This is a genomic window from Acetobacter lovaniensis, assembly GCF_014207635.1.
Lineage (GTDB): Bacteria > Pseudomonadota > Alphaproteobacteria > Acetobacterales > Acetobacteraceae > Acetobacter > Acetobacter lovaniensis.
In genome coordinates this window covers 1-23,009 of the sequence record NZ_JACHIE010000026.1, presented here as the reverse complement: position 1 = coordinate 23,009, position 23,009 = coordinate 1, and the positions used below count along the sequence as shown (strand labels likewise).

General features: G+C 51.3%; 22 protein-coding genes and 1 pseudogene. 11 read left to right on the top strand and 12 right to left on the bottom strand.

Annotated elements, in window-relative coordinates; translation table 11 throughout:
* Positions 1–307 precede the first annotated feature (307 nt).
* The 3 genes from HNR55_RS15830 to HNR55_RS15820 all read right to left on the bottom strand — a co-directional run bounded on the left by HNR55_RS15830 (position 308) and on the right by HNR55_RS15820 (position 1,970).
* The gene (locus HNR55_RS15830; protein ID WP_221441748.1) at positions 308–763 is read right to left on the bottom strand and encodes a hypothetical protein; all 456 of its coding nucleotides are present in this window, start codon (positions 761–763) and stop codon (positions 308–310) included.
* A gap of 30 nt (positions 764–793) precedes the next feature.
* Complete coding sequence (locus tag HNR55_RS15825) at positions 794–1,495, bottom strand: hypothetical protein (RefSeq protein WP_166116980.1); 702 nt, start codon at positions 1,493–1,495, stop codon at positions 794–796.
* A gap of 154 nt (positions 1,496–1,649) precedes the next feature.
* Positions 1,650–1,970 carry a 3'-5' exonuclease family protein gene (locus HNR55_RS15820; protein WP_166116982.1) on the bottom strand — a complete coding sequence of 107 codons (321 nt, stop codon included), beginning with the start codon at positions 1,968–1,970 and terminating at the stop codon, positions 1,650–1,652.
* A 394-nt stretch (positions 1,971–2,364) separates the two neighbouring features.
* Between HNR55_RS15820 and HNR55_RS15815 the strand changes: the two genes are divergently transcribed.
* The 3 genes from HNR55_RS15815 (at position 2,365) to HNR55_RS17125 (ending at position 4,112) form a co-directional block, all read left to right on the top strand.
* Positions 2,365–3,443 (top strand): IS3 family transposase gene (locus tag HNR55_RS15815; protein WP_166116983.1). Its coding sequence is split into 2 segments (ribosomal slippage): positions 2,365–2,626 and positions 2,626–3,443, totalling 1,080 coding nucleotides; the frame shifts between segments, so codons are not numbered across the junction.
* A gap of 247 nt (positions 3,444–3,690) precedes the next feature.
* Complete coding sequence (locus HNR55_RS15810; RefSeq protein ID WP_166116985.1) at positions 3,691–3,960, top strand: transposase; 270 nt, start codon at positions 3,691–3,693, stop codon at positions 3,958–3,960.
* Positions 3,891–4,112: an IS3 family transposase gene (locus tag HNR55_RS17125; protein WP_408736996.1), complete on the top strand. Its 222-nt coding sequence runs from the start codon at positions 3,891–3,893 to the stop codon at positions 4,110–4,112. Before HNR55_RS15810 ends, HNR55_RS17125 begins: the two co-directional genes overlap by 70 nt.
* A gap of 276 nt (positions 4,113–4,388) precedes the next feature.
* Here the strand turns inward: HNR55_RS17125 and HNR55_RS15800 are convergent, their stop codons facing one another.
* The 6 genes and pseudogenes from HNR55_RS15800 to HNR55_RS15770 form a co-directional block, all read right to left on the bottom strand.
* Positions 4,389–6,848 (bottom strand): TonB-dependent receptor, encoded by a 2,460-nt coding sequence (locus HNR55_RS15800; RefSeq protein WP_184382773.1) that lies wholly within the window; start codon positions 6,846–6,848, stop codon positions 4,389–4,391.
* A 520-nt stretch (positions 6,849–7,368) separates the two neighbouring features.
* Complete coding sequence (locus HNR55_RS17330) at positions 7,369–7,569, bottom strand: family 1 glycosylhydrolase (protein ID WP_408742312.1); 201 nt, start codon at positions 7,567–7,569, stop codon at positions 7,369–7,371.
* A gap of 386 nt (positions 7,570–7,955) precedes the next feature.
* Positions 7,956–8,543, bottom strand: a pseudogene (locus HNR55_RS17120) (family 1 glycosylhydrolase).
* Entirely contained in the window at positions 8,544–9,491 is a 948-nt protein-coding gene (locus tag HNR55_RS15780) for a PDR/VanB family oxidoreductase (protein WP_166116993.1), read from the bottom strand.
* On the bottom strand, positions 9,484–10,500 hold the full coding sequence (locus tag HNR55_RS15775; protein WP_166116995.1) for an aromatic ring-hydroxylating oxygenase subunit alpha: 1,017 nt from the start codon (positions 10,498–10,500) through the stop codon (positions 9,484–9,486). Before HNR55_RS15775 ends, HNR55_RS15780 begins: the two co-directional genes overlap by 8 nt.
* Before the next feature lie 27 nt (positions 10,501–10,527).
* The gene (locus HNR55_RS15770) at positions 10,528–10,755 is read right to left on the bottom strand and encodes a recombinase-like helix-turn-helix domain-containing protein (protein ID WP_166116997.1); all 228 of its coding nucleotides are present in this window, start codon (positions 10,753–10,755) and stop codon (positions 10,528–10,530) included.
* Positions 10,756–10,928: 173 nt separating this feature from the next.
* On the opposite strand from HNR55_RS15770, the gene HNR55_RS15765 reads away from it, so the two are divergent.
* Positions 10,929–11,750, top strand: coding sequence for an IclR family transcriptional regulator (locus HNR55_RS15765; protein WP_166116998.1), 822 nt, complete (start codon positions 10,929–10,931; stop codon positions 11,748–11,750).
* Between the two features lie 7 nt (positions 11,751–11,757).
* Here the strand turns inward: HNR55_RS15765 and HNR55_RS15760 are convergent, their stop codons facing one another.
* Complete coding sequence (locus HNR55_RS15760; protein WP_166117000.1) at positions 11,758–12,579, bottom strand: alpha/beta fold hydrolase; 822 nt, start codon at positions 12,577–12,579, stop codon at positions 11,758–11,760.
* Positions 12,576–13,529 carry a cupin domain-containing protein gene (locus HNR55_RS15755; protein ID WP_166117002.1) on the bottom strand — a complete coding sequence of 318 codons (954 nt, stop codon included), beginning with the start codon at positions 13,527–13,529 and terminating at the stop codon, positions 12,576–12,578. Before HNR55_RS15755 ends, HNR55_RS15760 begins: the two co-directional genes overlap by 4 nt.
* A gap of 191 nt (positions 13,530–13,720) precedes the next feature.
* On the opposite strand from HNR55_RS15755, the gene HNR55_RS15750 reads away from it, so the two are divergent.
* Positions 13,721–14,689, top strand: a complete 969-nt coding sequence (locus HNR55_RS15750) for a VOC family protein (protein WP_198911938.1) — start codon at positions 13,721–13,723, stop codon at positions 14,687–14,689.
* A 195-nt stretch (positions 14,690–14,884) separates the two neighbouring features.
* Here the strand turns inward: HNR55_RS15750 and HNR55_RS15745 are convergent, their stop codons facing one another.
* Positions 14,885–16,141: an MFS transporter gene (locus HNR55_RS15745; protein ID WP_166117004.1), complete on the bottom strand. Its 1,257-nt coding sequence runs from the start codon at positions 16,139–16,141 to the stop codon at positions 14,885–14,887.
* 191 nt (positions 16,142–16,332) lie between these two features.
* On the opposite strand from HNR55_RS15745, the gene HNR55_RS15740 reads away from it, so the two are divergent.
* Genes HNR55_RS15740 through HNR55_RS15715 form a run of 6 tightly spaced genes read left to right on the top strand, consistent with a single transcriptional unit; the run spans position 16,333 to position 22,798 of the window.
* The gene (locus HNR55_RS15740; RefSeq protein WP_166117006.1) at positions 16,333–17,097 is read left to right on the top strand and encodes an SDR family oxidoreductase; all 765 of its coding nucleotides are present in this window, start codon (positions 16,333–16,335) and stop codon (positions 17,095–17,097) included.
* A gap of 23 nt (positions 17,098–17,120) precedes the next feature.
* Positions 17,121–17,945: an IclR family transcriptional regulator gene (locus tag HNR55_RS15735; RefSeq protein WP_166117008.1), complete on the top strand. Its 825-nt coding sequence runs from the start codon at positions 17,121–17,123 to the stop codon at positions 17,943–17,945.
* 9 nt (positions 17,946–17,954) lie between these two features.
* On the top strand, positions 17,955–18,737 hold the full coding sequence (locus HNR55_RS15730) for an SDR family oxidoreductase (RefSeq protein ID WP_166117010.1): 783 nt from the start codon (positions 17,955–17,957) through the stop codon (positions 18,735–18,737).
* Positions 18,738–18,750: 13 nt separating this feature from the next.
* On the top strand, positions 18,751–20,457 hold the full coding sequence (locus HNR55_RS15725; protein WP_260400950.1) for a thiamine pyrophosphate-binding protein: 1,707 nt from the start codon (positions 18,751–18,753) through the stop codon (positions 20,455–20,457).
* The gene (locus tag HNR55_RS15720; protein ID WP_166117014.1) at positions 20,454–21,254 is read left to right on the top strand and encodes an aspartate dehydrogenase; all 801 of its coding nucleotides are present in this window, start codon (positions 20,454–20,456) and stop codon (positions 21,252–21,254) included. Before HNR55_RS15725 ends, HNR55_RS15720 begins: the two co-directional genes overlap by 4 nt.
* 14 nt (positions 21,255–21,268) lie before the next feature.
* Positions 21,269–22,798 carry an aldehyde dehydrogenase gene (locus HNR55_RS15715; RefSeq protein WP_166117016.1) on the top strand — a complete coding sequence of 510 codons (1,530 nt, stop codon included), beginning with the start codon at positions 21,269–21,271 and terminating at the stop codon, positions 22,796–22,798.
* Positions 22,799–23,009 lie beyond the last annotated feature (211 nt).

The window sequence follows — 23,009 nt, the reverse complement described above, 5'->3', positions numbered from 1 at the left end:
GTCTCCTGCTTAAATGGGGGTCAACGGGGGAAAAGCATTTTCCCCCTTGCCAGTTACCAGTAGACGCAAAGCGGATACTGGTATGCCTGGCTATATTCAAAAGATAACAAAGGAGATGGCAAACAAGATGCGAAAACAGAAAATAAGAAGAAAAGGTATTTTACAGGGATAATGCAGGTGCTTTACATAAAATGTGTTACATGCCTGAAAACTTAAACATAATTTTGTGTTGATGTTATTTTATAAAAATAGGGAAATAGTCAGCATAAAACCCTGTTGACTATGAAGGGGAAAATATAAGGAATGGTCAAGCGGGACTGCTGTTGACTGTTTCCTGATTTTTCTGTTGGCGTGACTTCCTGCGAACAACCTTGCTGACAGCATCCTTGAACGCATAGGCATGGTTCTTGAGTTCTGCGAGGTCTTCAGGACTATCCTGGATAACATCCAGTAAGGTAGAAGGGTCTTTGAAGATAACAGGAAGCTTTGTGACCTGACTTCTAACACGTTCCCTGTTCACGGCTTCACTGGTGACACGCCACCATTCCAGAACCTCGGCTTTTTCCTGCTTGGTGCATTTATCCAGAATGTCACGGGAAACCATGGAATAGTAGCAGGGGAAAGAACCAAGGGTTTCCTTGATGGCGCGTTTCTTTTCAGGGCTGTATGTCCAACGACTGATTTCCCATTTGGGTCTGGCTTTTTTTGTTGTCCAGATTTCACGTTGATGTGTCAATAATGTGATGTTTGTGATACAGATCACTCCAATATAATAAAAAAAGAAAGATGATTTTCATTCATCAGATAAGCGTGATTTTATTTTTGGCTCTTTCCGCATCATAAAATCATTTTTCTTTTTTAACATTTTAATTATTTTCTTATCACTTATATCGGCTTTAATTAGAATCTCCCTCCAACTTGTGGTAACAAAAATTAAAAATAATGAAAATAAAGTTACTAGAAGGCATGAAATCAGGTAAAGAAAACGAAAAGTATGAATTTCTTTTCCCCATTTTGTAAACGATATACCTCCCAAAAAGGCAATGCCAATAGCACTAAACGGCAGAAGACTTTTTGCATATATTAATATAGAAATTCGTAATGCTTTTCCAATATTAACGGGAATTCGCCCTAGACCTACCAATCCACACACCACATAAGAAAGAGACATGGGAACAAAAATAAATGAAAAAACACTTAATATTATATAAAATTCTGTTTTTACATCGATGAAAAATCCTAACACTGACAAAAAATAATGTCCATAAACAGAAGACGGCTTCCCGTTTTCTGCAAACCATGACAATTTTTCTGAAACAAAAAGAAAGAATGCGACCGTATGGACGGTCATAAAATAGGTATATACGGTAAATTTTATTGTATTCGGACACAATTCTGAAAATATTTTTATTATATATGATATTGATGCTAAAGTAATTAACAATACAATAGAACAATACGGAAAATATATATAATTCAAAATATGATTTTCCATTATAATATAATATCCTTTTTATTATATATCATCTATTTTGTAGTTTTACCCATTTTTCTGTCTATTCTTCTACGATGGCTTCCACCATCCGTATATCACGGTCAGACCCGCTTTCCCACCTCTGATCTGGCTGGTCAGAATATTCAGATTTTTTCTATTCCATCATGGCGAACTGTTGCCAGCGATGAGCCGGGAAAGGAATAATCTGAGCCGGTTCATCAGTGGCTTTTTTATACTTTGCAACCAGTTCTCCGGCTAACTCTCTGCCAATACGGGTAGCAGAGTTCAGGAACAGCTTCATGTCTTCCCACTGACAGGTTTCCATCCAGGCCGTATCAAGATTAAAGGCTCTACAGCTATTTTTGATCATGTAGCTGTCAAAATCCACCCTGAAGGCCCTGATGGTTCTTCCTTCAAGCAGACTGACAATCTCAGGGTAAATCTCCGGCCATGTGGAGACCTTGTTATTATCCATGCTTGCACCATACTGGAGCACGTCTCTGGTCATGTGATGGTAGTTGCTGGCTCCCTCTGCAATCGCCACAGAAACCATGCTTCTACGGTTCACTTATGGAGGATACTGGAAGTTCACTATAAAGCAAAAAAATCTGTAGTGACCTTTGAAACCAGAAACAGGTTTTCCAGATGAATCTGGAGGGTTCTAAAAACCCCTATTTTGATTTTTCCAGTAGTAGCAATATCAATGGGTTACGATCCTTATGCCGGCGGAAAGAGAGTTTTTAGAACCCTCCATCTGGTGAAACAGATAAAACGCGAAATAAACCACACAGAGACACGGGGGTAATCCCCCCATAAAAAGAGTTTCTTTTGAATGAGAATTTTCTCAGCGTAAGGATGAGGAGATTCTGATGAAGAGTGATCGCTTTACTGATGCCCGGATCATGGGTGTGATCCGGCAGGCTGAGGGCGGGGTCTCTGTTCCTGATCTGTGCCGGGAGCACGGGATCAGCAACGCCACGTTTTACCGGTGGCGTGCGAAATATGGTGGCATGGATGCGTCAATGATCAGTCAGATGAAGGCTCTGGAAGAGGAGAACCGTCGGCTGAAGCGGATGTATGCGGATCTGAGCATGCAGACGGATATCCTGAAGGAGGCTTTGGGAAAAAAATGAAGCGGCCAGCCCAGCGCCGGGAACTGGCCGCACAGGCTGTGGCGCATCACGGGGTCAGCATTGCGCTGGCCTGTCGGATTTTTGAGATATCCGAGACCTGCTTTCGCTATCGTCCACGACTGGCAGAGGAGAACGACAGGATTGCCGCTCTTCTGACGGGACTGACACAGGCTCACAGAAGATGGGGATTTGGCCTGTGTTTCCTGTATCTGCGCAATGTACAGGGACATGTCTGGAATCATAAGCGGGTTTATCGGGAACAGGAACTCAACCTGCGGATTAAACCCTGCAGGCGTCTGGTGCGCGAAAACCCGGAGCAGCCGTCGGTCCCAGCATTGCCCAATAGGGTCTGGTCCATGGATTTTATGGCAGACAGGCTTTTGGATGGGTGCGCTTTTCGTCTCCTGAACATTCTGGATGACTTCAATCGTGAAGGACTGGCGATAGAGGTTGATTTTTCCCTGTCGGCCTGTCGTGTTGTCCGCTGCCTGGAACAGGTTATGGAGTGGCGTGGCAGACCAGCGGCTATCAGAATGGATAATGGCCCTGAATATGTCAGTCATACGTTGGTTTCATGGGCGGAAAAGCAGGGGATTACCCTGATCTATACGCAACCGGGTCATCCGCAGCAGAACGCTTATATCGAACGCTACAACAGAACTGTCCGGCAGGAATGGCTGGAGCAGTCTCTGTTTGAAAGCATTCAGGATGTGCAGGAAGTCGCAACACAATGGCTCTGGACATATAACAATGACAGACCCAACATGGGGAACGGCGGGTTCACACCCGCCCAGAAACTAAAAGAAGCTGCCTGAATTCTCAGTCAGAACCCCATTAAAAAGGGGGGATTACCCAATTTGTGTTGAGTTCTGAAGGTACGGGTAACAGCCCTGTAGCCGAACCATGAACACCTGGCCCGTTGATCCGCCGAAACATCGCCGACGGAGACCGTGTCCATTTTTCGACATGGTGTCCGAAAGTGACAGCCATGCATTGGACTTGTAATGGTTTTGTGTTGGCCACCTGAGTGTTTTAAGCTCGTATCAGGAGACTGAAGAGGCCATGAAACATACGGAGGATTTCAAGCGCGAGGCCGTGAGGATTGCGTTGAGCAGTGGACTGTCACACACACGCATTGCGGCCGACCGTGGTATAGGCAAATCCACCTTGGCAACATGGATAGTAGATTACCGTCTGGACGAACTGGTATCGGGGCCTCAGGCCGATCTGGCCCGCGAGAATGAACGTCTTCGTCTGGCGAACTGGGTTTTGCGCGAGGAAAGGGAAAGTGTCTTGATAACGCCGCTGTCGAAACGTTTTTCAAAAGCCTAAGGACGGAATGGCTCTGGAGGCAACACTGGCTAACCCGTCGTCAGGCTACTGCCGCGATCTTCCTGTCTATCAATGGTTTCTACAGCCCACGGTGTCGCCATTCCTATCTGGGCGGCATCAGCCCCCTCGCTTTCGAAGCAAGGGTGGCGTAATCACTTCCTGACCGGCACAAAACCGTTACAAGTCCAGTTTCTCCCCGTTCGCTTCTGGCAATAGACCCGCCCCCCGTCCCGAGTGTTATAATCACTGGTTCGTCAGGGTCGGATGACGAGACGCGTTGGGCATATCCCCTGACAGACAGAAGACACAGAAACAAGGTGAGCAGAACGTCAGATTTTTATGCCAAATCATTCTTCAGAACCTTATCTTCCGACAGTCTGTGCCCGGACGCCAGAGGTGACGCCGGGCTCTCAGAGTTTCATAAGGTGTCAGAAACCGACGCTAAATGTTCCAATAAATGCACGTCCGGCACCAAGATAGTAGGTGGGTGCAGATCCGGCAATCATTGTGCCGTGAATACCCCGTGTCGCGTGGGCTGCTCCGGTTACTGAGTTGCTGCCGCTCAGATAGGTAGAGCCTGCCAGATTCTGAATGTTGAGCCGCAGTTCAGGCTGTTTAAAGTGGAGTCCGGAGTGAAAGCGGTACCCAATAGCAAGATCGACATTGGTATGGGCAGGAAGGGATTCATCGTCCATAAAAGTTGAATACTGGCTGTCAATATATTTCATATTGACGTTTCCAAAAAGAGATCCGTCATCATAGTTCAGGCCCATTGATGCGCTCCATTTCGGAGCCCGAACTGCTATTTTCCCGGCTGTTGGCAGATAGTCGTTCCCGAAACGTAGATTATTGTCTGTCGTAACATGGAGATATTCGCCTGACACATAGGGACGGAAATGATGCCAGGGACGCGTGCCAATTTCAACATCGACACCACGGCCTGTCTCGCCACCGGCATTAATGAAGGTATTGACCGAACCACCATTGATGATGGCTGCCGTAGAAATCTGTCTGTTGGTAAAATTATAGTTGAAAAATGAAGCTGTCGCCATAATCTGTTTTCCGGTATATCGGTAGCCGATTTCTTCCGATATCGAGAACTCGTTTTTCTGCTGATTGTTGCCAGCGATCAGCAGGTTGCCTGTTGCTCCATTATAACTGTTGAACATGGAGTTCGCGGTGGGCATGCGAAAAGCTGTATTCCCACTGAGGAAGATCTGATGTTCAGGCGTAAACTGGTAGCGGAAGCCAACCTGAGGCGTGACCTGAAAAGCATTCTGGTCGACATTGGACTGTGGGCCGGGAATATAATTGTATCCTGGTCTGTGGATCCAGACGAATTTTACGCCAGCTTCTGCCAGAAGCTTGTCATTAAAAGCATTAATTTCATCACCAAGATAAAGGCCGTGCGTGTAGGTTTCAGTCAGCCAGTTGGTTGATTTGTATTCGGTACCATCTTTCAGATGGGCGTTCGTGCTATCACTACCCAGCAGCGAGAGCGGAGAACCACTGGCGCTCACGCCGCCATAAGTGGTCTCGTAGGTCTGTCGTGTATAATCGAACCAGTAGCCTGCTTTTACCGTATTGATCCCATGTTTCCACGAGGCGACTGCGTTGATACCAGGATGTTCGATATCAAAAGTCGTCGGTACATTGACGATGGTTGAGGCTCCGTGAGAGGGCAGCCCGGACATGTCGAGCGTCACAGGGGTGTTACCGTAGAATGCAGCGCCGGAATTGGGCAGTGTGGCGCCGTAGGCGAACCCACCCCAGGAATGATAGAGATAAGGAGTCAGATTGATTTTAAGAGTATTGTCCAGAAAACTGAGATCGGTCGGTGCGCTGACAATCAGTGTCCCGGCATCTTCGCCATGGAGTTTGTAGTAGGTCGGGTTTGTTCCGGTAAACTGGTTGCTGTAGTTGTAATTGTTTCCATAACTCCTGTACTGCGACATGGTCGGTGTCGTCAGCATATCAAGTCGGTAGTCGGTGTAGGCAACAACAAGCTTTGTCGTGCCGACCTCTTCCCAGTCTTTTTGTAGTTTGAAGTCGATGTGATCCCGACGGTAAGGCGATGCTGGTCCACGCCAGTTTTTGCCGAGAAGGTGCGAGTATCCGACATAAAATTTCACACCGGAATTGCCAAGTAAGCCGCTGTCAATTCGAACTGATTGCCTGTATGTGTCGTAAGAGCCGAATGTGGCATTGACTTGGCCGCCGAATTTGTCTGCCGGATTGCGGAGTGTCATTCTCGTAAGCCCGCCAGCCGCTCCGATCATAGGTGCTGTCAGATCAACTGTTGTCGGTTGAAGACTTTCAGAATCGACATTGTCACCATCTGGATACTGAGACGGAATGGTCACATAGGTTCCGACATTGTTGAGGGGGGCTCCCTCCATAAGAAAGCCAATTTCGTCTCCGTTGAGCCCACGGACAATGAAGTTTCCGGACTGCATGTTGTACGGGTCGGACATGGCAACATTCGTACCTGGGACCATACGCAGAAGCTCATAAGATGAGGATGCTGGCGACTGGGCAGCAATAAAATCGCGTGTAACGGTACTGATCGCGACCGTGGCCGTCTGTTTTTTCATAAGGCCGCCACCGACATCACGACCAGTGATGCCGCTTGGCGTGTGATGAATCTGTGTGTTTACGACGATATTTTCCCCTTCTGCCGCCTGCACGGATGTTCTGTGCGGATGAGATGGATGCGTTACTGCAGCCTGAGATCGGGGCTTTTCTGTCGCTCGGATATGGCGGTGTTTTTCCGCGGACGCCGCATGGCCCGTTTTCGGGACGGCGACGGAGGTTCCCGTCAGGATGAGAGACATGCCCGTTGTCAGGGACAACAGCGAGCGGCGTAGCGGCATGCGGAATGTCATCATCGCCTCATCAGATCAATGTGAGATACAAAATGTTCATATATGGAACAGGTGTCCATAACAGGATAGATAAGCGTGTAATATTCTGTCAACGAAATGTTGTTAACAAGAAACGAATTGTGCTTTCTTTTACGTGAATTTTTTTGGCCCCGATGATGTCTGAGGGGGTAAGTGCCGCTAAAAAATAGAAAACATCAGTTCTTTTCAGATAGTGACTGAATTTACTGAGATTTTTTCTTGGTTTCTGTGTCTAGAAAGACACAGAGGGCAATCGAGAATGGAATGATCTCGGCACCAGAACTGAAGCATTATGAGTAAAAATGTGCGATCAGAATGGAGTCGAAATATTATTTTCTAAATTATGCTAGATAATAGCATGGTTGCCAGATCATAGATTTTTTAGACACAAATTTCAGAGCAAAAGGCGGATGGCTTTGGCGTCCGTTTTTTGGTTTGCAGATCCACTGAGATCAAACCCATCCGGGGCCTATAATCGGAAGCCATCCGAAACTATCAAAAAAGACTAGTGATAATAGCCGCGAATATCGATTTTATCTGCAAAGGCCCTCTCAAGGGAGGTTACTGCACTGCGGATATAATCCTGTCGTTCGGAATCGTCATCTGTTGCGACACCATTTTCGGCCACAATGATTGGGCGTTGGGAGACGGATGCGGCATAGCGGCAGGCTCTTTCGACACATTCGGCATAAAATACCCATCCCATTGTTGGGGAATGAGAGCCTGCTGGTAGCGGCACTTGTACCATGTAGCCCTATCAGGCTACATGCATAGACCTGCACACCGATAAAATCGCCTTTTTCTCGACATGCATATAATCACGCATCGTAAATTTCAGCGCGTTTGAGGTCGCGTGCCGCAGGGTTTCCAATGGTTTGATCGTTCGTTATAGCAAGTGTCAGACCGAGAGGATATTGCGCCGGAAGCGCTCCTGATCACATCATAGGTCCGCCTCCACGCAGCGATTATCGCCGCTCTATTCGTTACGGATATCCTGAAAGATAGTCACTGAAGGTCGGGGAGTGGCAAGCTCTGCTACCTGCGCAAGCATTGTAGTCTTTGCGCGGTCGCTCACGGGGTTTGTATGAAGAATCAGTTAGTGCAGATTCGGCGCATTGAAAACGGACGCCACACTGATGAGATGTCCGAAAGCTCGTAGGAGCGTAGACAATGATTAGTTGCATCGGGAGATTTCCAGCTGCCACGTGCTCCGAACCAGCGGGGACAGGCGAAGTGGCTGTAGGTGACGTAGGGAGCGAGATTGTTCTCATGACAAACGCGCAGCATATCCTGGTAATGCGCGATGGCCTCATGGGAGATGGTGCCCCGCTCCGGTTCTATGCGTGATCATTCAATTGAAAATTGGAATGAGTTCAGGCCCAGTGAGGCGGAAAGGGCAATGTCCTGATGGTAGCGTGCGTAAAAATCATTGGCGTTATCGCTATGTTCCTTAAAAATAGTTCCATTTACCTGTTCCAGAATCCAGATATCGGTATTCGTGCTATTGCCTTCTGTCTGGTAGCCAGAAGATGTAGCCGCTTCCCAGAGAAAAGGCAGTGTCAGGCTTGCGGAATGGTGTTCTGCGTGAGAAAAAGAGGCTGAAGCCAGCAGGTTGCATGTCGTATCGGACAGAAAACCCCTGCGAGATAACGCTTTTGTTCTCTGTCTGTGTCGTGTCATTTACAGATCTAGAACAAGCCTGCCAGATCGGCAGCGTGACACGCAGATCATCATGCTCCTGTTGCTTTCTTTTTCACTTTTGCTCAGAACGCTGTCCCGGTGTTCCGGAATTCCGGATAGGACGCGGGTCTCGCAACTCCCGCAAATCCCTTCTCGACAGGAAAGAGTTACAGGAATTCCGGATTTTTCTAATACGTCGCCAATGCTTTCATCAGGAGAAATTTTGAAACTCTTGTGAGATTTCGCGCACTCGACCTCGAAGCCTGCTTTCTTATCCTGTTTAGCAACAGGTGCAGCGGCAAAGCGTTCCAGATGCACGCGTTCTTCCGGAATATTTGTCGTCGCTAATTCAAAAGCGGTGAGCATGGGGGCGGGCCCACAGCAGTAATAATCTGCGTCCGGATGTGCGGTTATAATTGATGCAATGTCGAGAGGTGTCCCGGATTCGCTGTCGATATGATAGACGTGCTCGCAACTCATGGCGTCAATCTCTTTGGAGAAAGCGAGACGGGTACGGTCACGTACAGCGTAATAAAGTACGGGCTTATGTCCGAGCGTACGCAGCCGGTGCATCATCGACATCATGGGAGTGATGCCGATGCCACCGGCGATTAAAACATAATCCTGAGCATTTTCGTTCAGTGCAAAGTTGTTGCGCGGTTTGCTGATTTCGAACTCGGTGCCAATGCGCAGTATGTCGTGGATATAACGCGATCCGCCACGGCTGGCGGCATCTCTGGCAACGCCAACCACATAGCGTTCAGTCTCTGCCGGGTCATTGCTCAGTGAATAGCTGCGAACAATTCCATTGCTGAGATGGAGGTCGATATGGCTCCCCGCCGTAAAGCGGGGAAGCGGAGCATTATCCGGTGCGCGGAGTTCGAGGGAGACGATGTCTTTCGCCTCCCATTTCAAAACACAGACGCGAACACGAAGAAGGTCAGCCATGGGCAGTGGTCTCAAGCTGCTGTTCAGCCTTCTGCTTCAGATATCGCCGCAGACGGACGAGACCGGCATCATGCTGATAGAGAATTTCTCTCTGGTTAGCCCCAGGTTCGTAATCTTCAATCAGAACACGGTCCTGTTCGAGAACGTGCCAATGCCGTTTTTCCAGCCGGTTGCGATAAAGAAAACGCCATGCATCGCGCTGCCACCCCGAGACCTTGCGTAGACGCCAGAAGAAAACGGCGCTCCAGCCGTCCTGCATGGGAGAGACGCTGCCCAGAATCATGAAGTTCCCGCCAGGGCCACCCGTTTTCGGGTAGGGAATTTCAAGCTTAAGCCACATGGAACCGATATCCATAAACTCGGTCCAATCGAAATTAATGTCGCGCTGACCCTCTTTTTCAAAAACAAAACCGGTGTCGGTCTCGACAATCTGGAAATTGGCGACAGCTTCACCTTCAGACATGGAATGGGAATGATGATGCAGGAAAGTGCCATGCATCGGGTCCATAACATTGTCGATCACATAACGGTAATCGCCGCCCCATTCTGTATAACACAGAAAATGACTGTATTCCGGATCTTCCAGTTCCGCCGGAACACGCAGCGGGGTTGGCTGTGTGTCTTTTGTTTCCCCAACGAACAGGAACACGGCTCCAGCACGTTCTTCCAGAGGGAAAGATCGGGTGGCTTTCATACCTTCCAGACGGCAGCCGGGGCTACCTGGAACCTTCACGGCGACACCATGGGCGTCGACCTGAACGCCATGGTATGGACAGGCGATCCTGTCGCCAAGGGGAGTGCCCTGAGAGAGAGGAGCGCCGCGATGTGGGCAGTGATCTTCCAGTGCATAGGCGCGGCCGGTATGGTCGCGCCAGAGCGCGATCCGGAAACCGCAACGATAGATGGAAACGGGGGTCGCCGTGACCTGATTAGACGGCAGCACGGCATACCACTGGTTGCGCAGACCGGTGCGCAGACGGGTTTCAAGAGCTTCAGCGGAGAGGGTCATGACGGATTCCTGTTCCTGAAAGATATGTCAGGCCCCGAGCCGGGCCAGTTCATCAGCAAGAGAATGTTCAGTCCAGTTTCTGCCATCGGGTGCCGGAATATCCCGTTCGATCATGACAGGGATAATCTCCGTGAGTGTTGTTGCTCCCCTGGCGAAGGCGGCTTCCAGCGCATCGCCAAGCATGTTTTCATACGGATCGGGCTCGTGCGTACGTGTCTGCCAAGTTTCATTGTAGGGAACAAAAGGTTTTTTCATTGCGAAATTCTCCTGAACAGATCCGTTGTGTGGAGCAAAACGCCCTTTTGACCATATATGGTCTCAATGGCCAATATAGGACATTATTACGATATCGGAAGGTAAAAAGCAAGTGCAGTTTGCCTCTCCTGTGTCATTGTCAGTCTATTCTTCAAGCGGAATCCCTGTGTAAAATGAGCACCATGATTCATGATGACAATGGCGGGATGCCGACCGACACATCTGATGAGGACCGCTATATCGTTCCCGGTCTGATTCGGGGGCTGACGATCCTTGAAGGATTCTCCGCAGACAATCCAGAACAGAGCCTTGCCGGAATTGCCCGTGATACCGGTTTGCCCCGTGCAACTGTGTTCCGACTCCTGCATACGCTGGAAGCTGCGGGATATCTGCAACGCAACGCTGCTCGTCGAACGTTCCGGCTCGGAAACCGTGTATTGCGTCTGGGCTATAATGCTCTGTCTGATCGCAATCTGGCTGAAATCGCCACACCGGTTCTTGAACGACTTCGGGATCAGACGGGGTGTACCACGCATCTTGTGGTGCGGGAGGGTATAGACGTTGTCTATGTCGTGCGTTGTCAGGGTGCCACGCCGGAAAACAGCCTGATTGGCGTTGGGACGAGGCTCCCGGCCCACGCTACTGTCATCGGGCGTACCCTGCTGGCCCACATGCCGATGGCGGATGTGGTACGGCTTTATGATGGGTATCACTTTCCCACCTACACCGATGCGACGCCCACTGACCTTGGAACCCTTGTCGCCCAGCTGGAAGCCGATCGGCCACAACGCAGTCTGGCGAGTTGGGGCTATTTCGAACCCAATGTCGCAAGTATCGCCGCGCCCGTCCGTAACCGTGCCGGTATTGCAGAGGCTGCCGTCAATGCCATCTGTTCTCTGGATGCGTATGACAGGGCTGTACTGGAAGATGTGGTGCGTGTGCAGGTGGAAGCCGCTGCGGCTGAAATTTCGGCCGCGCTGGGCTATCAGGCCTGAGGGCGATTCAGGTCGAGATTGCATTGGTCAGTGCGGCCCGAAATTGCTCCGGTGCCTGTAAATAGGACGCGTGGCCAGCGCCTTCAATGACATGAAGTTTGGTCTGTGGAAAAACAGCTGACAGTTCGCAAACTTTCTGAAGCGGGATAATGACATCCTCTTTCGCGCCTATCAGGTGGAGTGGGCCGTTCCAGTGTGCTAGATCGGCGGTGAGGTTTCCGCAGGCCAGAAGATGCACTGCGTCACGATAACCGGCGACTGAAACGCGGCCCATTGCAGCTACAGCGTCGGCAAGCATTGCCGGGGAGGCGCCTGATGCCAGCGTACGTGGCGCACGACGCGCGGCCATTCCGGCCGGGCCAAGATGGTTGATATCGTCAATGCGAGCCTGCATGGCCGGGAGTAGTGTCTCTCCTGCTTTCTGCCCATAACCGCGCGCCGGGCTGGAAAGTACAAGAGTGCTGACGCGTTCGGGGTGGGTAATGGCAAATCGGGTGGCGGTGAGTGCCCCCAGTGAATGTCCCACCAGCACACAGCGGCTGATGCCGAGCGCGTCTAGCCCTTCGACCAGCCGTGTAGCCCAGACGTCAGGATTGCCAGGCTGGGCATTGTCCGGCAGAGGCGTACTACCAGCATAGCCCGGCGCATTCCACGCCAGAACATGTCTGTGCGGCGCAAAGGCGTCGATCTGCTTCTGCCACAGCAAAGCATCCGATCCGATTCCATGCAGAAGAACAAGGGCAGGCGCATCCTGATCGCCTGCCTCAATCCAGCTCAGCACGTCTTCCGGGCCGTCCGCTCGGGGGGTGGTGCACGTTCTGCTGCTCATTTCGCGGCGGGCTGGTAGTCCGGATCGCCTGCGAGGGGCGAGCCGATGGCGACAAAAACCGTGGCCGCATTTACATCGTCATTCCGGAAATAACGTGCTTTTCCAGCGGGGGAGAGAAACACGTCTTTCGGGCCGATCTGACGTTCGATAGTTTGTCCGTCTTCCTCCCAGCCGACAGTAATGTGCCCGTCGAGAACAAGCCACGCTTCCTCACAGTCTCGTGTATAGGGCCTTACTCCCACGCCCGGCGGGATTAGGAACATTTCCTTTCGTGCTGTGGAGGGGGGAGCTGCTCCTTCACCAACATAAATCTTTTTGCCGAATCCGGCAGCGGTCCACGTTGTGGGCTGCTCGTCATAACGGACGACATAATGTGCCATCATGCGCTGCAGGGGGTGTTGTCCTTCCGGATCAACCTTCAGGACCTGTCCATCCCGTGCGCCGAATGAGGCGGCCAGATCGGCGTCCACATCCTTGGGGTGATAGAGATAACGGGGGGGCAACGGTTTACCAAGGCCAACCATGACCGACATGGTGACCGGCGTGACCCCCGCATTGCGAAAACCATGAGGAATCTCGCGGGCGTTCAGAATCATATCTTTCGGTCCGAGTGGCGCTTCGACCACTACGCCGTCTTCTTCCCATCCCACGGTGAGGACGCCGTCGATCACCAGGAAGGCTTCCTCAATTTCATGTGCGTGACATGCGGCGTATTTGCCGGGATGCTTGTAGAGTAGGCTCAGCGTAAAATGTTCAGGCTTGAGAGTTTCAGTGTCGTTGACTTTCGGTGAGCCCCCTGAGCCGATAAAACGCATCTGCGCTCGTTCAAGATCAGGGAAACCGCGATTGGAGGGGAAGGCGTCCCAGTCAAAGGTTTTTTCGGCAAACCTGAGGATGTGGCGACAGAAATCATGGTTAAGAGAAGGCAGATTTTTGGTGAGCCCTGACATGGGAAAGCTCCTGATGAATGACGTGCTGTATATTCGTTTTGCCACACGTCTATCTTGTGTCGGAATGATTATTTCATATGACAAACGTTCAGGGTGATTCAAGTGAAAATATCTCTGTAATCAGGATGATTTTCGCAGTAAGTAGAAAATGTGCATAAAAACAGGGTAAAAATACTCTTCTTGTTTTATATATGAAACATGAAAGGACGGTTATGGCTCTTTGTGGTATCGATGCGGTGATCTTCGGTGTGCAGGATATGGAGGCTGCTCTACGTTTTGTGCGTGACTGGGGACTCCATGAAAAATCCGTTATGTCAGATCAGATCATTTTCGAAACGCGTGATGGGTGTGAAGTCATCGTGAAACCGGTGGATGCACCAGATCTCCCTGTCGCGATCGAAGGGGGGAACACCGTGCGGGAAGTCGTGTGGGGCGCACAGGATCAGGCTGCGCTGGATGACACACTTGCGCGTCTGGGGGACGCCGTTTCGATTGGTGCTGATGGCCTGGCGCGTGCAACTGACCCGAATGGATTGTCTCTGGTGTTCCGGGTAACGCATCGACAGCCCGTGACGGGAACGCCGACAATGCCGAATGCCCCCGGTGCGTATCATCGCATTGATACACGGGGGCCAGTCATTACGCAGGCAAATCCGATCCAGATCGGTCACATCGTATTATTCGGAGCTGATTTCGCCGCTATGCGGGCATTCTATACCGAACGGCTCGGCTTTGTGGTGAGTGATGAATATCCAGGTCATGGCTGCTTCATGCGCTGTCAGGTAAAAGGAGGGCACCATAATCTTTTTGTCCTGAACCGTCCCGGCAAGGCAGGTATCAACCATGTTGCATTTACCCTGAATGACATCCATGAAGTCGTAGGGGGTGGGCTCGCCATGAGCCGTAAAGGCTGGAAGACCGAGATCGGTCCGGGTCGGCACCCTATTTCATCTGCCTATTTCTGGTATTTTGAAAATCCTCTGACAGCACCTCTGGAATATTATGCGGACGAGGATTACTGCACGGAAGCGTGGGAAGCTCGTGTCTGGGAGCGTCGGCCGGAAAATTTTGCCGAATGGGCTGTCGCGGGTGGTATAGATGGAGAGACACGCCGCCAGAAAATAGGCGGTCAGGATAGCAGTCGTGGCCACAAAAAATAAGTCATATTAAAGGTTTCTGACGTTGACTTTCCTGTGGTGTGGTTGTTCTAAAACGGTGCAACAGGAATGACTGAGTTTTAGCCACGTTCTCATCTATTTTGCTATCGGCGTAAGGGCCTGATGGAGAGTATCAGGCCCTTTCTGATGCAGTCGCGACGATAGGTTATTCCTTTCGTGTCATCGCTTTTATATGTTTCAGGAACTGCTCGGAACGGCCCGACCGGTTCGATAGCGAACAAACAGCATGACCAGTCCCGCCAATAGGTAGGGTGCCAGAAACATTATCAGTGCCCCGCGCATATTTGCAGAGAAATTATCTCCCATCGCAACGACAAAAATGTATCCGGAAACTGATGCTCCAAGATAATAAACGGTGAGCAGCATCCCGATTGCAAGAGATGCCCGCGCTGCTGGGGCCTGTTCGCGCGAAAGTGCATAACAGTTGCCGTAAACGCCACCAACACCAGTACCGAAGATAAGCGAAAGTACGATGGCGCTGACAGGATGCAGGGGCCAGAGAAACAGAACCGCGCCGGAAATACCTGTGAGAACAGATAGAATACCAATTCCCGTACGACGGTCGCTACGGTCCAGAAGAAGACCGATGGGAATGCCGCCGAGAACATTGCCGATTCCGAAACAGCCAAATGCAAATGAGGCTTGTTCCGGAGACAGGTGCTGCGCAACCCGCGCATAGGTTTGAAATAGAGACATATAAGCGTAGCAGCACAGACCGTTTACAACCGCCAGCGAGTAGGTAGCGAGGAGTCCTGGTGCGAAATGCCACGACCAGTTTGGCGCCGGAGTGACGTCTGTATGTTCGGTCTGCACTTTCCGTGGAACAAGAAAGAGCAGGCAGAAACCAGCCAGGACACCGAATAGCCCCATAACCTTGAATGGAAAACGCCAGTCACCACCGCCAAGGTGCTGAAGAAAGAGAATAGCACGTGGTCCGACGAACATGCTGAGGCCGAAAACTGTCGTGGCTCCCCCGATCGCTGTTCCGCGCCAGCGGGGGAAGAGGGCTACGATGAACATGAATAGAGCAATGCTGAAGATGGATTCTCCAGCACCTGTCGTAAGACGTCCAACAAGAAGAGCAGGAATATTGTTTGCGATTCCTGAAATCAGAGTGCCAGTTGAAAATAGCAGGGTGCTGAATCCAAGGGCGCGGCGCAGACCAAGACGGGAAACCAGAAAACCGGCGGGTAGAGATAGAATGGCAATGCCGAGCGTAAAAATACTTGCCATCAGTCCCGCTGTCCGTTGGTCAAGGTCGAGTGCTTTGCGCAAATCGACCAGCTCGACAGGCATCACGAGACGATCCCAGCCATAAAAAACATAGGTTACTGCTATCAAAGCAATGATAGGGATCAGCGCGCCAGTTTTTGTAAAATTGGCGTCCTTTTTATGAAAGATCCCGTCTCCAGCTTCAGAATCAGTGCTCGGCATGATGCCTTAATCCTTAATAATTACGGATGCGGTCCGATATTGCGATCAATGCCCGATACGATGGCACTGTCAACGTACAGATCATTTGACACAACCGAAACGATTTAGTAAACCAAATAAGGATCATGTGACCATATATGATCATTCTTCTTTTATAAGGCCAAGATCACCTGGCGAAAGGAAACAGCTTCATGCACGCCACACCATTCAGTCTTGCTGGTCGTCGCGTCGTGATTACCGGCGGTGCGCGTGGGTTGGGAGAAGCTATTGCCGAAGCCTGTGCCGCAGCAGGCACCGAACTCTGGCTTGCCGATATTCTTGAGGAAGCAGGTCGGCAGACCGCTGATCGGATTTCTGCAGAGTATGGTGTGCCTGTCTGTTTTTCTTGCGTTGATCTGGCCAGACCTGACTCGATTGAGGCATTCGCCAGGGAGGTTAAGGAAAAATGGGAAAGCGTCGACGGGTTGGTGAATAACGGTGCCATTGCAACCAATGTTGGTGGCAAAAATTTTGAAGATGTTGATATCGCGCTGTGGGACCGGGTTCAGACAGTTAACGTGCGGGGGACCTGGTTAATGACGCGTGCGCTTAGTCCGCTATTCTCGGCGCATGGGCGGATTGTCAACATTGCTTCCGATACTGCGTTGTGGGGAGCTCCACGCCTGCTGGCTTATACTGCCAGCAAGGGCGCAGTCATTGCTATGACACGCTCGTTGGCACGCGAGCTTGGTCCAAGAGGAATCGGTATTAGCGCTGTTGCCCCTGGTATCGTGCGGACAGAAGCCACAGAGTATGTTCCAAGGGAACGTCACAATCTTTATGAAAATGGCAGAGCTGTTCCTGGTCCGCAAAATCCGGAAGATATTGTCGGCGTCGTCGCCTTCCTGTTGAGTGAACCTGCTCTGTCATTGACCGGTCAGGTTCTACCGGTCAATGCAGGTTTTGTTTTTACCTGATTACAGTGGAAGGTCAGATCAACATGTCCGGTTTAGAAGATAGCAATGACGAAAGCAGCTACACTTCACCTCCTGTCCAGCGTGCGGCTAAACTGCTCAGATACATCGGAGAAGGGGGATCTCTGGTAAATATCAGGGCAGCTGCAGCCACGTTAGGCATCAGCCGGACTACACTCCTGCGCCTTTTACATACGTTGGAGACTGAACGCTTCATTGAACGTATGCGTGAGGGTGAATACCGGATCGGCATTGGTCTGGTCAGTCTGGTTGGAGAAAGTGCTTCCGGGCAGGATCTCGTGCGTATCGCTCTGCCAGTTGTCACCAAACTGGCCGAAAAGACTGGCCTTTCTGCTCATCTTGGTGTGCTTGATGGTCGGGAGGCTGTCTATCTTGCGCGTCGTGTTCCTAATGTGCCACTCGCCAGTAATATCTCGGTTGGTTCACGTGTAGGCGCACATGCCACGACTCTCGGACGGGCTATTCTCGTGTGGATGGACCCTGAAGAAGTCAGAAAGCTCTATGAAGATCGTCCTCTCGGGCAATACACGGATCGTACCCCCTCTTCGTGGGCTGCACTGGAGGAAACACTACGTAAGGAGCGAAAGCTCGGTTATTCACAGAGCGACGGGTTATATTCGGATGGCGTCAGTTCCTTTGCAGCTCCGATTTTTGACAAGACTGATCGTGTAATCGCGTCCGTTAATGTAACGGGGCCAACAGTATTTTTTGAAATGGCTGATGGACGGCGTGCCAAAATTATCAGTGCTGTTCTCGATGCTGCGAAAGAAATCTCATTACGTCTCGGATGGCGTGAAAATGCTTCCGGAAAATTGCACGCCACTTCATAGGAGAATGACATGGACATTGGCCTGCGAGGGAAAGTTGCCGTTGTTACCGGTGGAAGTTCAGGAATAGGTCTCGCGACAGCGCGTGAACTTCTTAATGAAGGCATGGCGGTTGCAATTTGTGGCCGTGATCCCGCGCGTCTTGAAGATGCTCGGGTTTACCTTGCAGAATATGGAGATGTGCTGGCCCGACAGTGTGATATTCTGGATAAGGCGGCAGTTCTGGCGTTTCGGGATGCTGTTCTTGTATGGCGTGGTTCATGTGATCTCCTTGTGAATAACGCCGGACAAGGCCGGGTATCGACATTCTCTGATACGACGGATAATGCCTGGCATGAGGAACTGAACCTAAAATTTTTTAGTCAAATAAATACAATACGTGCCTTTGAAGAGATGCTGAGAGCGTCAGGTCAAGGTGCGATTGTCGCGGTGAATTCCCTGCTGGCTTACCAGCCGGAGCCGCATATGGTCTGCACGTCAGCAGCACGTGCTGGTGTGCAGAACCTCCTGAAGTCCCTTGCCGGAGAATTTGCCCCTGTCATTCGGGTCAACTCGGTTGTTGTGGGCCTGATCGAATCAGGTCAGTGGGACCGTCGTTTTGCTGCACGTGAAGACAAATTGATCGGTCGTGATGAGTGGTTTTCCGACCTTGCCCGGAAAAAGCATATTCCCATGGAGCGGCTGGGTTTTCCGACGGAAGTTGCCCGTGCAATCGCTTTTCTCGGATCCCCGGCAGCGTCCTTCACAACGGGTGCCCAGATCGAAGTATCCGGTGGTCTTTCTCGCCATATTTGACGGAATTTTAAGCATGATTCATGACACGAAACAGGATACACGTCAGCCTGGAACTCTGGTACCTAAAATAATGCCGGTCGGTGACCTTGTTGCCACATGGCTTGCCGAAATTGGTGTAAAGGTCGTTTTCGGCGTGATCTCCATTCATAACATGCCAATGCTTGATGCCATTGCGCGGCATGGGCGTATCCGCTTCGTGCCTGCCCGGGGTGAGGCGGGAGCCATGAATATGGCTGATGCCTATGCCCGTACTACGGGCGGTCTTGGTGTCGTGTTCACCAGTACTGGAACAGCGGCCGGGAATGCAGCAGGAAGTCAGGTCGAGGCACTGACAGCCTGCTCTCCCATACTCCATATTACGACCCAGATTGACCGTCCTTTTGTTGATCGTGATCGTGCGCCAATTCACGATGTGCCGCGTCAGCCCGAAATGTTGCGTGGCGTTTCCAAGGACGTGTTGCGTGCCTGGTCAGCGGCTTCTGTCATAACCACGCTTGCCGCAGGCGCCTCGGTCGCTCTGAGTGCGCCATCGGGGCCTGTCTCGGTTGAAATTCCGATCGATGTGCAGAGAGAAGAGGCCAAAGTACCTCTGGTCTGGCCAAAACCTCGTAAGGTTGGTGTCTCACCGGATAAAGCCGCGGTGGACTGTCTTGCGGAACTGCTTTGTAAAGCTCGGCGTCCTGTCTTCTGGTTTGGTGGCGGTGCCCGGGCGGCTCAGGCTCAGGCCACCGAGTTGTTGAAGCGTGGTATTGCTACGGTCACCAGTACGAACGGACGCGCCACTGTTCCTGAAAATGCTTCAGGATCTCTTGGTTCTTTTAATATGATACCGGAAGCGCAGGAGTTTTACGAATCATCTGACCTTATGGTGGTTGTGGGGTCACGTCTCAGAGGTAATGAAACACGCAATAATGAAATGCGACTTGGACGCACTCTTGTCCAGATAGATGCCGATGCCAGTCAGGGTGCGCGCAATTATCCCGTCGATCTTTTTATTCACGGGGATGCGTCTGAGACGCTCTCCCTTCTACTCGAAAAACTTCCGGAGCGTCTTGATGTAGATGAAGCTCTTTCTACCGATGCAGGGAAGGTTCGGGAAAAAGGGGAGGAAAACCTTCGGGCTGCTCTAGGTCCCTATGCCGTGGTTGCTGACACACTCAGGGACTATGTATTCGACCGTAAGTTAGCTTTTGTTCGTGACGTGACTATTTCCAATTCAACATTCGGCAATCGCTATGTGAGTCTTGCAGCTCCGAATCTTGGTGTACATGCCCTTGGGGGCGGTATCGGTCAAGGTATTGCCATGGCGATCGGTGCAGCCCTTTCGGGGGCCGCTCCCCGAACTGTCTGCCTCGTGGGTGACGGCGGAGCCATGTTATACATTGGCGAGATGGCGACTGCTGTTGAGGAAAAAGCTGGTATTGTCTTTGTTCTTATGAACGATCAGGGTTACGGGGTTATCAGGAATATTCAGGACGCGCAGTATGGTGGGCGACACTGTTATACTCTGTCCACAATTCCTGATTTTGCCCAGATCGCAGGGGCGGTCGGTCTGCCACATCGCCGTATTTCCGATGTTGCCTTGTTTCATGATGAATTTGTTGCCGCACTCGACGTACAGGGGCCAGTTCTTCTTGAGGTGGATATGACGGCAATCGGTCCGTTTGCCAAGAGCTTTGCCGGACCACCTGCAGGCGCCGCGGGAAAACCCGTAACATGACCGTAAAAGATTTACATCTTGGCCTGATCGGTTGTGGCGCGATGGCTGCTACTGTGGGGGCAGCGCTGACGGCTGCTGGTATCCGCATTAGCCGTCTGTCTGTTTTGGTTCGTCCCGGACGGGAGGCTGTCGCGCATACTGCGTTGGCAGAATGGAATATTGGTGACGTTCTCCTTACAGTTGTCACAAGACCGGAGGAGTTGATTGCCTGTAAGCCTGATATTGTTGGGGAGTGTGCTTCTCAGGATGCTGTTGCATCCTGTGTGCCGCCTCTGCTTGCTGCCGGTATTGAAACAGTTATTGCATCCGTTGGCGCACTGGCCAATCCGGATATCTTTGCTGCAATCGCAAAGGCTGGTCCGGGGAAACTCCATGTTGCGTCTGGTGCGGTCGCTGGCATGGATGGGCTTGAGGCCGCCCGCCTTTCGGGTCTTTCCGAAGTTGTCTATACCGGACGTAAGCCGCCATCATCCTGGCCTGGTGGCGGAACGGATTATTCTGTTATTTTCGAAGGTAGCGCACGGCAGGCGGCTCTGAAATTTCCAAAAAATGCCAATGTCGCTGCCGCCGTAGCCTTGGCCGGGCTCGGTTTTGATCGGACACAGGTTCGTCTGATCGCTGATCCGGCATGTACTAATAATATTCATGAGATTTCGTTTGTCGCTGGTTGTGCTCGTGGTGCTTTCCGCATGGAGGGCTTGCCCTCGCCGAGTAATCCGAAAACCTCGATGACCGCAGGATATAGTGTCGCGAACGCTGTTCTGAACGCCGTAAGCCCCGCGCTTCAGGCCGTGTAAAAGGATAGAGTGTGATGGGTACGCAAGAGTCCGTAACGGGTTTTACGACAGCCGATCTGCCAGACGGTCGTATCTTCGTGGCAGGTGCTTTCCGGGAAGGGCGCGGGGCTGAAATCGAATCTCGTTTCCCTGCTGATAATAGCTTGAACAGAGTCATGCGCGAGGCTGGTCCGGAAGATCTCGATGAGGCAATGGCTGCCGCACAGCAAGCTGCGGCCGATCCAGGATGGCGCGATCTTTTACCGCATCGTCGGGCTGATTATCTTTACAGGATTGGTCAGGGGATTGCAGAGAATGCAGACCGGATTTCTTATATCCAGAGCCGTGATACAGGAAAAACACTTCGTGAGACTTACGCGCTGGCGATGAGCGCAGCGGGCACGTTCCGTTATTACGCCGCGGCTTTAGAGACGATGGAAGAATCGATCACACCCTCGCGCGGGCCGTGGATGACTTTCTCGCGTTATGAACCGATTGGTGTTGTTGCCGCTATTACGCCATGGAACTCACCCATTGCAAGTGACGCGCAGAAGGTTGCTCCGGCACTTGCGGCTGGTAATGCTGTGGTTCTGAAACCAGCGACCTGGAGCCCGCTTGTTGCTCTGGAGTTTGCCCGTATTGTCTCGGAATCTGGTTTGCCAGCGGGGCTGCTTTCCGTCCTGCCTGGTGGTGGACAGACAATCGGAGACGGTCTGGTCAGCCATCCTGCGACAGGCCGGATTTCGTTCACAGGTGGCACGAAAGTTGGTCACGCCATTGCGGAGAAAGCTGCGCAGCGCCTTGTGCCTGTCTCGCTCGAACTTGGTGGAAAGTCTCCCACCATCGTCTTTCCCGATGCTGATATGGATCAGGCGCTCGCAGGTATTCTTTACGGGATGTTCTCTTCTTCTGGTCAGTCCTGTATCGCTGGATCAAGGCTGTTCATTCATCGTTCCATCTACAGAAGCTTTCTTGAGCGTCTGGTAGCGGCGACAAAAGAGCTGAAGGTGGGCCATCCTTTCGATGCTAATACGCAGGTTGGTCCTTTGATCCATCCAGCGCATGTCGCAAGTGTTGCCCGGTGGGTGGATGTGGCGCGCTCGGAAGGTGGGCGCATTTTGACTGGCGGTGCGCGACCAGTCGGTGACCTCTATAAAGAGGGATACTATTATCTTCCAACAGTCATAGACGGGGTGGATAATAAGGCGACCATTTGTCAGGAAGAGGTCTTTGGACCAGTTCTAGTCGCAATGCCATTCGACAATGAAGACGACGTTATTCGCATGTCTAACGACAACCAGTATGGCCTTGCGTGTGGTGTCTGGTCACAGGATATCGGGCGTGCCATGGCAATCGGGAAAGCGATTACTGCCGGTACTGTCTGGATTAACACCTATAAACAGTTCTCTATTTCAACGCCTTTTGGCGCGGATAAGGAAAGCGGTATCGGACGGGAGAAAGGACTGGAAGGTCTCCGGGCTTATATGCGCCAGAAATCATATTATCTCGGTGATCCCGGCGTGTATCTGCCTTGGGCTCTTCCGGCAATGAAAGACAGCGGGTAATCCCCCCATAAAAAGAGTTTCTTTTGAATGAGAATTTTCTCAGCGTAAGGATGAGGAGATTCTGATGAAGAGTGATCGCTTTACTGATGCCCGGATCATGGGTGTGATCCGGCAGGCTGAACTGCCCCGGGTTTACCGGAGAGCGATTTGTTCAGTAATCAGGCAGCGATATCAAGTCTGCTCTGATCTTCATAGAAGGCGCGTTCGGCTT